We start from the raw sequence: 13,643 nt of genomic DNA, 5'->3' as shown, positions 1-13,643 counted from the left end.
CGCTACGCCGTGGGTTCGCGTTGCGACACTAAATAGTTTCTCATCAGGTGTAACACGATCTGTCCGAGCATCTATCCGCCGAAACTTTTGCCGTGCTCTGCGAGTCACCAGCACACAGGCTCTTCGTTGAGGAATCACACCTATGCCACGGGCAATCTGGAAAGGCGCCATCAGTTTCGGCTTGGTTCACATCCCGGTATCGCTGGTCTCGGCGACCTCTTCACAAGGCGTCGACTTCGACTGGCTGGACAAGCGCAGCATGGACCCGGTGGGCTATAAGCGCATCAACAAAACCACCGGCAAGGAAGTCACCAAGGACAATATCGTCAAGGGCGTGGCCTTTGAAAAAGGACGCTATGTGGTGCTCAGCGAAGACGAAATTCGCTCGGCCCACCCCAAGTCCACCCAGACCATCGAAATCATCGCCTTCGTCGCCAGCGACCAGATCCCCCTGCAAAACATCGACACGCCCTACTTTCTCGCCCCGGATAAACGCGGCGGCAAGGTCTATGCACTGCTGCGCGAAGCGCTGAAAAAAACCGGCAAGGTCGCCCTGGCCAATGTGGTGCTGCACACCAAGCAACACCTGGCTGCGTTGATGCCGCTGGAGTCGGCGCTGGTGCTGGTCATGCTGCGCTGGCCCGCCGAAGTGCGCAGCCTGGATGAGTTGGAATTGGGCAGCGATGTGACAAAGCCGACCCTGGCCAAAGGTGAATTGGACATGGCCAAGCGCCTGGTCGAAGACATGAGCGCCGATTGGCAGCCCGATGAGTACCGTGACAGCTTCCAGGACAAGATCAGGGCGCTGGTGGCGAAGAAGGCCAAGGCCGGCAAGATCGAAGATGTGGAAACGGCCGAAGGCGGCGAAGAGCGAAAATCCGCGGATGTCATCGACCTGACCGAACTGCTCAAACGCAGCCTGGCGGGTAAACCTGCGGCGAAAAAGAGCGCCGCGAAAAAGTCCAATAACAAGGCCTCTTGAGCCTGCCGTTGACGGGAGAACGACATGGCAAAGCCCCTGAGCGAGTACAATCGCAAGCGCGATTTCAAGATCACCGCCGAACCCGCAGGCAGCTCACCCGCCAGCAAACGTAACGCTTCGGCCCTGAGCTTTGTGATTCAAAAGCATGATGCGCGCAACCTGCATTACGACTTTCGCCTGGAACTGGATGGCGTGCTGTTGAGCTGGGCGGTGCCCAAGGGCCCAAGCCTGGACCCGAGCCAGAAACGCCTGGCGGTGCATGTTGAAGACCACCCACTGAGCTATGGCAGTTTCGAGGGCAGTATCCCCACCGGCCAATACGGTGCGGGGGATGTAATCGTGTGGGACCGAGGCATCTGGCAACCCCACGATGACCCGCGCAAAGCCTACGCGGCGGGTAAACTCAAATTCACCCTGGTGGGTGAGAAACTCTCCGGTGACTGGGCGCTGGTACGTACCCGCCTCAAGGGCAGCGGTGACAAGGAGCAGTGGCTGTTGATCAAGGAAAACGATCAGCAGGCGCGCCCGGCCTCTGAGTTCGATATTGTCGAGGCCGAGCCCGCCAGCGTGCTCAGCGACGCGGTCGTGGGCAAGCCAAAAGCCAAGGCCAAGGCCAAACCCAAGGCCGCGCCAAAAGCCAAAGCGCCCAAGCGCAACGCTGCCCTGCCTGACGAGTTTGCCCCCCAACTGGCAACCTTGGTCGACCGCGCCCCCGAAGGTGATTGGCGCTACGAAATCAAGTTCGACGGCTACCGCATCATGGCGCGCATTCGCGACGGTGAAGTGCGCCTGTTCACCCGCAACGGCCACGACTGGACCGAGCGCCTGCCGCGTCAGTGCAAAGCCTTGCAAGCCCTCAAGCTCAAAGACAGTTGGCTGGATGGCGAAGTGGTCAGCCTCAATGGCGACGGGCTGCCGGATTTCCAGGCGCTGCAAAACGCATTCGATATCGGCCGCAGCCTGGACATCGTCTATTACCTGTTCGATGCACCCTTTTTAAATGGCCGCGACCAGCGCGAAGAGCCGGTCGAAGAGCGTCGGGCTGCGCTTAAATCCGCACTGTCCGCCAGCCGAAGCAAACTGCTGCGCTTCTCCGAAGCCTTTGCCGCCAGCCAGCGCGATATTTTCGAGAGCGCCTGTGACCTGGCGCTCGAAGGCGTGATCGGCAAGCGCGCCGGCAGCCCCTACGTGTCGCGGCGCAGTGCCGACTGGATCAAGCTCAAATGCCGCCTGCGCCAGGAGTTCGTGATTGTCGGCTACACCCGACCCCAAGGTTCGCGCAGCGGCTTTGGGGCGCTGCTGTTGGCGGTCAACGATGACACCGGCCTGGTATATGCCGGGCGCGTGGGCACGGGCTTTGATCAGTCGGCGCTGAAAACTATCTATGCCAAGCTCACGCCGCTCGAGCGCAAGGACTCGCCACTGCAAAAGCCATTGACCAGTGCCCAGGCCCGCGGCGTGCATTGGGTTGAGCCGAGCCTGGTAGGCGAAGTGCAATTTGCCGAATGGACCCGTGAAGGCGTGGTGCGCCAAGCCGCGTTTGTGAGCCTGCGCACCGACAAGCCAGCCTCGCAGATCATTCATGAACAGCCGCGCGCGGCCAAGTCGGTCAAGGCACCGCAGGCATCGAAAGCCGGTAAAGCGCAGGCAACGGTGAAGAACGTGAAAATCACTCACCCCGAGCGCATTATCGACAAGCACAGCGGCACGCAAAAACAGCAATTGGCACAGTTCTACACCGATATCAGCGAATGGATCCTGCCCTTTCTGCGCGCACGTGCCGTGTCCCTGCTGCGCGCGCCGGAAGGGATCGAAGGTGAGCAGTTCTTCCAGAAACACTCAGAGCGCATGGCAATCCCCCACATCAAGCAATTGGACCCGGCGCTGGATCCAGGCCATGCGCGCCTGATGGAAATAGACAGCGTGGAAGCCCTGGTCGGCGCGGTGCAAATGGGTACGGTCGAGTTTCACACCTGGGGCGCTACCGCAGACAAGATTGAAACGCCCGACCTGTTCGTGCTCGATCTCGATCCGGACCCGGCCTTGCCCTGGAAAGCCATGCTGGAAGCGGCCCAACTGACTCTGTCGGTACTTGATGAGCTGGGCTTGCAGGCTTTCGTCAAAACCAGCGGCGGCAAGGGCCTGCACTTGATCGTGCCATTGGCCCGGCGCGATAACTGGGACACCGTCAAGGCATTCGCCAAAGCCATTGCCCAATTCATGACCCGCCAACTGCCCGAACGCTTTACCGCCACCAGTGGCCCCAAGAACCGCGTGGGCAAGATCTTTATCGATTACCTGCGTAACGCCCGCGGCGCCAGTACCGTGGCGGCGTATTCAGTGCGGGCACGCCCGGGCTTGCCAGTGTCGGTGCCGGTGAGTCGAGAGGAGTTGAAAGGATTGCGCGGCGCCCAACAGTGGACAGTGGCGAACCTGCACCAACGGTTGCAGGCCTTGAAGGACGACCCGTGGGTGGGGTATGCCAATCGGCAGAAGATCAGCAAAAAAATGTGGGACAAGTTGGGCGCGCAACCCCCTGGGTGATCCGCGCCCTGAGCCAGGTCAGATAAGAATGAAGATCAGCGCCAGACCGGCAAAGATCGCCCACTTTTCCAGGTAGTAGCGCGTGCGGTTGCGCTTTTTGAGCTCCTTGCCACGCAGGCGAATCTTGTACAGCCGGGTGAAGGCACGGTTGAGGCCGCCGGTCTTGTCACCCTCATCGTTGGGCGAACCCGCGGCCGCCATCACATTGCGGCTGAACCAGCGGTTGAACGCAGCCGCCCAGCGGTACTTCATCGGCCGTTCGATATCACAGAACAGAATGATGCGGTTCTGTTGGGTGGTGTTTTCCGCGTAGTGAATGTAGGTCTCGTCGAACATCACCGGCTCGCCGTCGCGCCAGTAATAGCTTTCGCCGTCCACGTTGATGTAGCAGCCTGGATCGTTAGGCGTATCCAGCCCCAGGTGATAGCGGTACGAGCCCGCATACGGGTCGCGGTGACGCACCAGCTTGGAGCCCGGTGGCAGTTCGGCGAACATCGCGGCCTTGATCGAGCCGATGCTTTGCACCAGCTCGGTGGTGCGTGGGCACAGCTTCATCGCCGAGGGGTGACTGTCGCCGTACCACTTGAGGTAGAAACGCTTCCAGCCGGTCTTGAAAAACGAGTTGAACCCTACGTCGTTGTATTGCTCCGAGCGTTTGATCTCACCCGCCCGCATCAGATTCTGGCCTTCTTCGCGGATCTCTTCCCAGTGCTCCTGCAATGGGCTCAGGTCTGGAAAGTCGCTGGGCGAGAGGTAGGGACGGCTGGGCTGCTTGGAGAACAGGTACAGGAAACAGTTGATCGGCGCCAGGAACGTCGAGTGATCGCTAAGTTGGCGACCCAGCTTGTGTCGCACCCGACCGCGCAGGTGTACATACGCAATGGAAGCAACGTAGAGAGCAACAATGATGAGTTTCAAGGGATTCGTCACACGTCAGGGAGAGAACAGGCTGCTCCTGCGGGCCCACAACGGCCGAGGATGGATAAGCAGCACCTGAAATCACAATTCACATACAGGTGACACGGCCGGCGGGATAACCGCCTGCGTGCGACCATTGGCAGTTATTTAGCCACACTTTGTAACCAAAGGTTAACTAAGAATTGTGAAAAGCTGTCTATTGAGTGTGCTGGGGGTAGGAGCAGGCAGGCCCTTGAGCCTGCCTGTTTGAGGGCGTTTGAAGGGTTACAGCGGCGAATCTTTACCCTCGCGGCGATCCCCTAATGCCGTATAGGGCACGGCCTGAGTGCGGTTGCGCACCAAGTAGCGGATCAGCGCAATCATCAGGCCCAGCAACAGGCCACCGACGAGGCTCAACGCGATAACCAGCGGCTTTTTCGGCTTTATCGGTGACAGAGGCTCCTGGGCTCGACGGTCAATCGTCACCAGCTTGAGGTTGCTCATATCGATATTCAAACCACGCAACCTGGCGACTTCAGCGCGAAGCGGCTCGACGTCCTGCAAGAAGATGTCTTCATTGCCCCGCTTGCGCAGCACCTCAACCTCGCGGTTGCTTTCCAGCAGTTGCAGGTCTTTGCCGATCTCGGCAATGCGCGGGTTGGTGAAATCGTCGCTGGTACGCTGCTGCAATGCAGTGCGTTCGGCTTCCAGCGCCTCGGTCCCCATGAAATACAGCGGGATCTTCTGGTTGTTCACCTCGGTCCGCATGACCTGGCTCGAACCCGTGCGTGTGGAGTCGGCCATTGAGGACGGCGTTGTTGGTGTGCGAATGCCCATGGACTTGGCAATGCTGATAGCCTCAGCCAACTCGGCGAGGCGGTTGGTGCGTTCCATCTTCATCTGCAGGCGCAGGGCGCTGAGTTCATCCTGCAGTTGGGCACGCTTGAGCCGGTCAGCTTCCAACAGCTTGGCGATTTTCGATTCTTTATCGGTATCGTAGTTGGCGCGGGCAGCGTCGATCTTGCCCTTGAGCTCGCTCAAGCGGTTATTGACGATAACCTTCAGGTCGGCACCCACCTGCTGACGCTCGGCGGCAATGGCGTAGTCCACAAAACCGTTGAGGATCGCGACACCATCGACGTCGGTCGGGTATTGCAACTCCAGACGGATATAACTGCTCAATGAATCGGATTTCTTGGGGTCGGGCAGAATCAGATTGACGGAATTGCGGTTGAACGCCTCAAAGCTCTGCTCAAGGGTTTGCCCCGGTTTCTTGAACGCTTTGAACAACTCCTCATGATCCTTGAAGAACCCCAGGCGCGCATCATAGGAATCCAACTGCGCGCCCACTTTGAGCAACGCATCGGCAGGCGGCAACTTATACACTTCCGAACGGTTCAAGGCGTCCAGCTCGTTGATAGCCGCAGGCCGTAACACACTGCTGACTTCATAGGTCTTGGGTGCCAGGAAGGCATAACCCGCACCCAACACCCCAGCTAAAAGCGTACACCCGATCACCAGCTTCTTTTGTCGCCAGATGGCGTGAAACAATTCGAACAAATCAATTTCGTCAGACGCTGCGGAAGGCGGGAGCGGGGAAGTTCGATTCAAAATAAGAACACCTTAAAATAATACTAAAAGGCCATCACTTTCATAAGTCTGTATGACTTCGAAAATCAGGGACAACGCCCTGAATACGGCTGATCGATGGCGATGTGACCACTCAGTCCTCTGAAATATCCCACAGACTTAGGGATTATTTCGGTTTCATTTCGGTGAGTAAGCCAAATCACACAGCCATATCAGACTAATCTGGCTGCAAGCGTAGTCAATCCAACATGAAAAAGCTGTCAAATACCTGTCTTATAAAGAAAAAAATTTCGCCTTCATGTGGGACAGTGGCAGCCTCAATACAATTGAACATTTTTTTGAACAGCAATAAGGAGTTTGCATGTCACCGCTTTCAGCCTCGGACTTTCACGCACTGCAAGGCACATGGGAACAAACAGCCCTTGAAGACAGTGGCGTGCTCAACCCCGTGGATGCCCACAGCGCACCGGGAGCGATGACGACAATTGCGGGGGATCGCTTCGAAGTGACCACGGTCAGTGGCGAAATATTATTGGCGGGGCGGTTCGTACTGGACGCCAGTATCACGCCCAAAAGCATCACCTGGACGGACGCCATCGGCGAAGATGCAGGCAAGCAACTCCCCGCCAGTTACCGGCTCGACGGCGATGATTTCGTGTTTATCGCAGCGGATGAAGGCATGCCCAGGCCCACTGTATTCAGCACTGGCCCGGGGCAAACCATGCGCACCTTTGTGCGGCAGTCTTGATCAAATGTGGGAGCTGGCTTGCCTGCGATAGCGGTGTATCAGTGACAGATTAGTTGACTGACCCACCGCTATCGCAGGCAAGCCAGCTTCCACATGTTGGAACGCGGGGCTTCAAAGAGAAAGGCGGTGGCTGGCAGGCCGTTACGGGAGCAAGCTCCCTCGCCACAGGTGGACATATAAGACGTGGCTATCCGATTTGATCACGGCATTTTCACAAGGCCTTCACTTTTCGACCTATAAGGTCAGGCCTACCTACTCCAGTGAATCACTTGGCCCGCCCTCTCCTCGCGGGCTTTTTTTTGCGTGCTGAAACCCTCGCTCACCGCGAAACTTATCGCCCAGCCCACAGGTCATTATCCCAACGCGCGCTCAGCCCCTGAACGCCGCTCTTGAAGGTCGCACCGTGGCCCGTCATTCAGACCTGCGCATCGCTCTATCCCTGGACAGCCTGAACTTCTTTCTTGCCGATGTGCGCGACGGTCTCGGACCGTACCTGGCGATCTATCTGTTGGCCGTCCATCAATGGGAGCCGGCCAGCATTGGCGTGGTCATGACCCTGGCAGGCATCGCTGCCTTGCTGACCCAAGGCCCCGCGGGTGCGCTGATCGACCGCACTCGCAGCAAACGCGCGGTGGTTGCCATTGCCGCGCTATTGGTGACGGGCAGTTGCCTGATGCTGCCCTTCGTCAGTTCATTTGGCTGGGTGGCGCTGACCCAAGCGGCCAGCGCCGTTGCTGCCTCTGTCTTTGCTCCGGCAATTTCCGCCATTTCGCTGGGGATCACCGGGCCGCGTGCCTTCACCCGGCGTACCGGGCGCAACGAGACTTTCAACCATGCCGGCAATGCCGTGGCCGCATTGCTGGCCGGCGGGCTGGCCTACCTGTTCGGGCCGGTGGTGGTGTTCTACCTGATGGCGTTTATGGCCGTCGCCAGTGTCATTGCGGTCAGTTGCGTGCCGGCCGAGGCGATTGACCATGAGGTCGCCCGTGGTTTTGATCCGGCCCATCACACCGACCACGAACAGCCCTCGGGCCTGAAAGCATTGCTGGCCAACCAACCGCTGCTACTGTTTGCCATCTGCTGCGCACTGTTTCACCTGGCCAATGCCGCGATGCTGCCGCTGGTCAGCCAGAAACTGGCGCAGATCAATCTGCAGATGGCCACCCCGCTGACGTCAGCCTGCATTGTCGCCGCACAGTTGGTGATGGTGCCGATGGCCTGGCTGGTCGGGCTCAAGGCCGATATCTGGGGGCGCAAGCCACTGTTGCTTGCAGGTTTCCTGATACTGCCGTTGCGTGGCGTGCTCTATACCTTATCCAGCGACCCCTACTGGCTGGTGGCCGTGCAGATGCTCGACGGTATCGGCGCCGGCATTTTCGGCGCCCTGTTCCCGGTGATCGTCAAGGACCTGACCCAAGGCACCGGGCGCTTCAACGTCAGCCTGGGCGCCCTCTCCACCGTATTCGGCCTGGGCGCGGCACTCAGCAACAGCCTGGCCGGCTTCGTGGTGCAGCAGGCTGGCTACAACGCGGCCTTCCTGACGTTGGCAGCGGTTGCAGCCGCTGCCTTGATGCTGTTGTGGCTGGCTATGCCTGAGACATTGGCAAAACCATCCTTCGCTCGCCATACAACTGTCGCCTGACATATGCGACAATGCGCGCCAAATTCCAACACACATCCCCAATTTTGTGTTCAGCGACCGGGTTTCGCGCCTTGATGTCGCTGTTGACGCATGCCTGAAGGCACCTGCCGTCACGCTCGCAACCCATTGATAGGTAAAGTAATTGATCTCCACAGCTAACATCACCATGCAGTTCGGCGCCAAGCCGCTCTTCGAGAACGTCTCAGTCAAGTTCGGCGCCGGCAACCGCTATGGTCTGATCGGTGCCAACGGTTGCGGCAAGTCGACCTTCATGAAAATCCTCGGTGGCGACCTCGACCCGTCCGGCGGCCAGGTCATGCTGGAGCCGAATGTGCGCTTGGGTAAACTGCGCCAGGACCAGTTCGCCTACGAAGAATTCACCGTACTCGACACCGTGATCATGGGCCACGAGGAGCTGTGGAAGGTCAAGGCCGAACGCGACCGCATCTACTCGCTGCCGGAAATGAGCGAAGAAGACGGCATGGCTGTGGCCGAGCTGGAAACCGAGTTCGCCGAGATGGACGGCTACACCGCCGAATCCCGCGCCGGCGAGCTGCTGCTGGGCCTGGGTATTCCCCTGGAACAGCATTTCGGCCCGATGAGCGAAGTGTCCCCAGGCTGGAAGCTGCGCGTACTGCTGGCCCAGGCGCTGTTCTCTGACCCGGAAGTGCTGTTGCTCGACGAACCGACCAACCACTTGGACATCAACACCATCCGCTGGCTGGAAAACATCCTGACCCAGCGCTCCAGCCTGATGATCATCATCTCTCACGACCGTCACTTCCTGAACAGCGTGTGCACCCACATGGCTGACCTGGACTACGGCGAGCTGCGCCTGTTCCCGGGCAACTACGACGAGTACATGACCGTGGCGACCCAGTCCCGCGAGCAGTTGCTGTCGGACAACGCCAAGAAGAAAGCGCAGATCTCCGAGCTGCAATCCTTCGTCAGCCGCTTCTCGGCCAACGCCTCGAAAGCCAAGCAGGCCACATCCCGTGCCAAGGCGATCGACAAGATCCAACTGGCTGAGGTCAAGCCTTCGAGCCGTGTGAGCCCGTTCATCCGTTTCGAGCAGAACAAAAAGCTGCATCGCCAGGCGGTCATGGTCGAAAAGATGGCCAAAGGTTTTGACGGCAAGCCGCTGTTCAAAGACTTCAGCTTCCAGGTTGAAGCCGGCGAGCGCGTGGCGATCATCGGCCCCAACGGTATCGGCAAGACTACCCTGCTGCGCACCTTGGTCAACGAGCTGACCCCGGACGCCGGTAGCATTAAGTGGACCGACGCCGCCGAACTGGGCTACTACGCCCAGGACCACGCCCACGACTTCGAAGACGACGTGAGCCTGTTCGACTGGATGGGCCAGTGGACCCAAGGCGAGCAAATGATTCGTGGCACCCTGGGCCGCATGTTGTTCTCCAACGACGAAATCCAGAAGTCGGTCAAAGTGATCTCCGGTGGCGAACAAGGTCGCATGCTGTTCGGCAAGCTGATCCTGCAAAAGCCCAACGTGCTGATCATGGACGAACCGACCAACCACTTGGACATGGAATCCATCGAGGCGCTGAACCTGGCGCTGGAGAACTACCCGGGCACGCTGATCTTCGTCAGCCACGACCGCGAGTTCGTATCGTCCCTGGCCACCCGCATCATCGAGTTGAGCCCAAGCGGCGTGATCGACTTCAGCGGCACCTATGACGACTACCTGCGTAGCCAGGGTGTGGTGTTTTAAGAGCAGCACTTAGCTGCAAGCTGCAAGAAAAAGCCCTGTCCCTGTGACGGGGCTTTTTGCATCCGCACTCTGCCAGGCGTTGATCCTGTGGGCGATGCATGACCCGTGTGGGAGCTGGCTTGCCTGCGATAGCGGTGGTTCAGTTAAAGATTCAGTGACTGACACACCGCTATCGCGGGCAAGCCCGCTCCCACAGAGGATTTGTGCCGGGCAGTGACTCTGTGGGCGATGAATGACCCGTGTGGGAGCTGGCTTGCCTGCGAAAGCGGTGGTTCAGCTAAAGACCCAGTGACTGACACACCGCCTTCGCGGGCAAGCCCGCTCACACACGGGATCTACTGCAGGCGTCCCTCGTTCCTACAGGGATGCAGGTTATGCCATGATGCATTCACCGCCCGCCAGCGATTGAGTATTCATGCCTGCCGCCCCCTCCTCCCTGTCGATCACCCGGCAGATCGTTTCCATCGTTTTCTACACCTTCATTGCCTTTATCTGCATCGGCCTGCCGATTGCGGTGATTCCAGGCTATGTGCACGAGCAACTGGGTTTCAGCGCCGTGGTGGCCGGGGTGACCATCGGTTCGCAGTACCTGGCCACGCTGCTCAGCCGCCCGATGGCAGGGCGGATGTCGGATAACGTCGGTACCAAACGCGCGATCGTGCTAGGCCTGGCCGGCATTCTGATCAGCGGTGTACTGACCTTTATCGCCACGCTGCTGGAAAGTCTGCCGAGCTTGAGCCTGGGTATTCTGATCGCCGGTCGCCTGTTACTCGGCGTGGCCCAGGGCCTGATTGGCGTGGGGACCATCAGTTGGTGCATGGGCGCGGTGGGCGCCGAGCACACCGCACGCTCGATTTCCTGGAATGGCATCGCCTCCTACGGCGCGATTGCGATTGGTGCGCCACTTGGCGTGGTGATGGTGGCTGATTACGGCTACACCAGCCTCGGTCTTGCCCTGGCGGTGTTGGCGTCGTTGGGACTGGTGCTGATCCGCAATAAACCGTCGGTGCCGGTGGTACGTGGCGAGCGGCTGCCGTTCTGGGCGGTGTTCGGGCGTATCGCACCGTTCGGCGCCAGCCTGTGCCTGGCTTCGATTGGCTACGGCACGTTGACGACTTTTATCACCCTGTATTACCTGAATCGTGGCTGGGCCGGTGCGGCGTATTGCCTGACGGTATTTGGTGTGTGCTTTATTCTCTCGCGCCTGGTGTTTATCTCAGCCATCAGCCGGTTTGGCGGGTTCACCGCCGCCATCGCCTGCATGATCATCGAAACCCTGGGCCTGACGCTGCTGTGGCTGGCACCGTCTACCAGCGTGGCCTTGATCGGCGCAGGGTTGACCGGTTTTGGTTTGTCACTGGTTTACCCGGCGCTCGGCGTGGAAGCTATCAAGCAAGTGCCGGACAGCAGCCGTGGCGCGGGGCTGAGTGCGTATGCGGTATTTTTCGACCTGGCCCTGGCGATCGCCGGGCCGTTGATGGGCGCCGTGGCGTTGAATCTTGGCTACGGCTGGATATTCTTCTGCGCCGCGTTGCTGTCGGTCAGCGCGCTCGCCCTGACCGTGCTGCTCAGGCGCCGCGCCTACTGATCAGCCGTCTGCAGGCCGGCACGCGTTGCCTCACCGAGGGTGCGACTGAAAAAGCGCCCGGCCTCGGAGACCATATCGCGGTGAATCCCTTCGCGGTCGACACCATCGGCATCGGTGCAGATGCCCGGCATTGTCGCCAGTTGATCACTGTCGCACGGGGCCATGAATACAAAGTGCCCTGCCCCGGCCAACAGCTTGAAGTCCGGCGGCTCTGGCAGTTTGCGCGCCAGGGCGGCGGCGTTTTTGTCCACTGCCACCAACTGGTCGCCATCGCCACTGTAGAGCAGCACTGGCACATGCACGTCCGCCAGGGTATGGCGGCCAAACATCAAGCTCAGCGGCGCCATCAGCATCAACGCATGGATGCGCGGGTCAGCCTGGGGTTGCAAGTCGTCGCGGTCAACCACCAACTCGCCCTTGGTGGTGCACGCGTCGCGGTCTTCAGGGCGTTCCTGACAGTAGCGGCGTAGACGTTCGAAATCCGGCTTGGCGCCCGCCAGGATCAATGCCGTTTCGCCACCGGCGGAATAACCGATGACGCCGATCTGATCGACATCAACAAAGGGCGACAGCATCGGATCGGCCAGGGTGGCGGTGATCGCCTGGGATATCTGGATCGGCCGGCCATACAGATTACTCACGGTACCCAGGCGGCTGTGGTCCTTATAGTTGTCGCCGGGATGCAGGACCGCCACCACTACGAATCCCTTACGCACCAGTGACGTAGCCAGATCGTGCAGGGCCAGGGGCGTGCCGGTGTTGCCGTGGGACAGCATCAGCATCGGAAAACGGCCGATAGCAACCTTGGCATCTTCACTGGCCGCGACCTGATAGGCGCCCAGCGGCGTGGTGCGTTCGGTATCGGTGGAAGGGTAAAACGCGATGGCCTTCATCGGCTGCGAATCCAGCGGGTCGAGCACACTCATGCGATGAAACCCCACACTCCAATGGGGGTGCGGTGCCGGCGCGGCGTGCACTGAAACCAGGCCGCCCAACAGCGAAAGTACCAAAACAGCACAAAGACGCATCATGGGGACGTCCACCTTTGCTGCACAAGAACCGGCCTGTCGAATAAAAAGTCCAGGGTATCGAAGGGATGTGTGCATAACCTGGGCCACAACGAAAAACTCCGTACTCAGCTCGCGTTCAGGCGATCAGAATACAGAGTTTAGGCGCTCGGTTTCAGAATGAAACCGAGGACAGGGCAAACTTACATAAGCCTTACGCAGCGGTGAACAGTTGCTCGTTGATGCGCACGTTGGCGTCGCTCATGGCTTTGCTGCGCACTTCATCACCGTAGGCCAGGCCTTCAGCGCGCACGATCTCGATGTCGGTGATGCCCAGGAAGCCGAACAGCAGCTTCAAGTAGCCTTCGTGGGCAGCGCCCGAGGCTTGGTCGGCATGCAGACCGCCGGCGGTGGAGACAATAATGACTTTTTTGTTGCCGCACAGGCCTTCAGGGCCGGCTTCGGAGTAACGGAAGGTCTGGCCGGCCACTGCGATGCTGTCGATCCAGGCTTTCAACTGGGTGGGAATGGTGAAGTTGTACATCGGCGCACCGACTACCACAGCATCGGCGGCGAGAAACTCAGCCAGCGACGATGCACTCAGTTCAGCCTCGTGCTTTTGCGCCGCATCGCGCAGTTCGGCAGCAGTGCCCAATGCGCCCAGGGTCGCGCCGGAGAAATGGTTGATGCCTTCGCTGGCGAGGTCGCGGTAGGTCACTTCCACACCTGGCTGAGCAGCTTGCCATGCCTTGACCACACCGGCGCTGAGCTGACGGGAGGCCGAGTTGTCGCCGAGGATGCTGGAATCGATGTGCAACAGTTTCATGATGGATCTCCGAGGTGGGATCGACAGTGGCGATCAGATGGTGGTGATGCTACGCATGAAACCAATGGTCGATAAGCCAGCTGAAATGCG

The 13,643-nt window shown here is 59.5% G+C and carries 10 protein-coding genes; 6 read left to right on the top strand and 4 right to left on the bottom strand.

Going from position 1 to position 13,643, the window contains the following annotated elements; all coding sequences use genetic code 11:
• Window positions 1–142 precede the first annotated feature (142 nt).
• Both CLM72_RS13335 and ligD read left to right on the top strand, forming a co-directional pair.
• Entirely contained in the window at window positions 143–982 is an 840-nt protein-coding gene (locus tag CLM72_RS13335) for a Ku protein (RefSeq protein WP_034127353.1), read from the top strand.
• 24 nt (window positions 983–1,006) lie between these two features.
• Window positions 1,007–3,526: a DNA ligase D gene (gene ligD / locus CLM72_RS13330; protein WP_105226758.1), complete on the top strand. Its 2,520-nt coding sequence runs from the start codon at window positions 1,007–1,009 to the stop codon at window positions 3,524–3,526.
• Between the two features lie 18 nt (window positions 3,527–3,544).
• Here the strand turns inward: ligD and lpxO are convergent, their stop codons facing one another.
• Together lpxO and CLM72_RS13320 are read right to left on the bottom strand one after the other, a co-directional pair.
• Window positions 3,545–4,444 carry a lipid A hydroxylase LpxO gene (gene lpxO, locus CLM72_RS13325; protein WP_014718362.1) on the bottom strand — a complete coding sequence of 300 codons (900 nt, stop codon included), beginning with the start codon at window positions 4,442–4,444 and terminating at the stop codon, window positions 3,545–3,547.
• Window positions 4,445–4,708: 264 nt separating this feature from the next.
• Window positions 4,709–6,034 (bottom strand): Wzz/FepE/Etk N-terminal domain-containing protein, encoded by a 1,326-nt coding sequence (locus tag CLM72_RS13320; protein WP_105226757.1) that lies wholly within the window; start codon window positions 6,032–6,034, stop codon window positions 4,709–4,711.
• A 340-nt stretch (window positions 6,035–6,374) separates the two neighbouring features.
• Between CLM72_RS13320 and CLM72_RS13315 the strand changes: the two genes are divergently transcribed.
• The 4 genes from CLM72_RS13315 to CLM72_RS13300 all read left to right on the top strand — a co-directional run bounded on the left by CLM72_RS13315 (window position 6,375) and on the right by CLM72_RS13300 (window position 11,720).
• The gene (locus CLM72_RS13315; RefSeq protein ID WP_105226756.1) at window positions 6,375–6,761 is read left to right on the top strand and encodes a TIGR03067 domain-containing protein; all 387 of its coding nucleotides are present in this window, start codon (window positions 6,375–6,377) and stop codon (window positions 6,759–6,761) included.
• A 403-nt stretch (window positions 6,762–7,164) separates the two neighbouring features.
• Window positions 7,165–8,403 (top strand): MFS transporter, encoded by a 1,239-nt coding sequence (locus tag CLM72_RS13310; RefSeq protein ID WP_034127348.1) that lies wholly within the window; start codon window positions 7,165–7,167, stop codon window positions 8,401–8,403.
• A 142-nt stretch (window positions 8,404–8,545) separates the two neighbouring features.
• Window positions 8,546–10,132, top strand: coding sequence for an ABC-F family ATPase (locus CLM72_RS13305; protein ID WP_003191057.1), 1,587 nt, complete (start codon window positions 8,546–8,548; stop codon window positions 10,130–10,132).
• Window positions 10,133–10,547: 415 nt separating this feature from the next.
• Complete coding sequence (locus tag CLM72_RS13300) at window positions 10,548–11,720, top strand: MFS transporter (protein ID WP_105226755.1); 1,173 nt, start codon at window positions 10,548–10,550, stop codon at window positions 11,718–11,720.
• Here the strand turns inward: CLM72_RS13300 and CLM72_RS13295 are convergent.
• Both CLM72_RS13295 and CLM72_RS13290 read right to left on the bottom strand, forming a co-directional pair.
• A complete protein-coding gene (locus CLM72_RS13295) occupies window positions 11,714–12,751 on the bottom strand; it encodes a dienelactone hydrolase (RefSeq protein ID WP_034127346.1) in 1,038 nt (345 codons plus the stop codon). The genes CLM72_RS13300 and CLM72_RS13295 overlap by 7 nt on opposite strands.
• Window positions 12,752–12,941: 190 nt before the next feature.
• On the bottom strand, window positions 12,942–13,553 hold the full coding sequence (locus CLM72_RS13290) for an FMN-dependent NADH-azoreductase (RefSeq protein ID WP_105226754.1): 612 nt from the start codon (window positions 13,551–13,553) through the stop codon (window positions 12,942–12,944).
• Window positions 13,554–13,643 lie beyond the last annotated feature (90 nt).

This window comes from Pseudomonas sp. MYb193 (assembly GCF_002966775.1).
In the GTDB taxonomy this organism is placed as follows: domain Bacteria; phylum Pseudomonadota; class Gammaproteobacteria; order Pseudomonadales; family Pseudomonadaceae; genus Aquipseudomonas; species Aquipseudomonas paracarnis.
The sequence above is the reverse complement of the archived record's forward strand: the minus strand, read 5'-3'. Positions and strand labels throughout refer to the sequence as shown.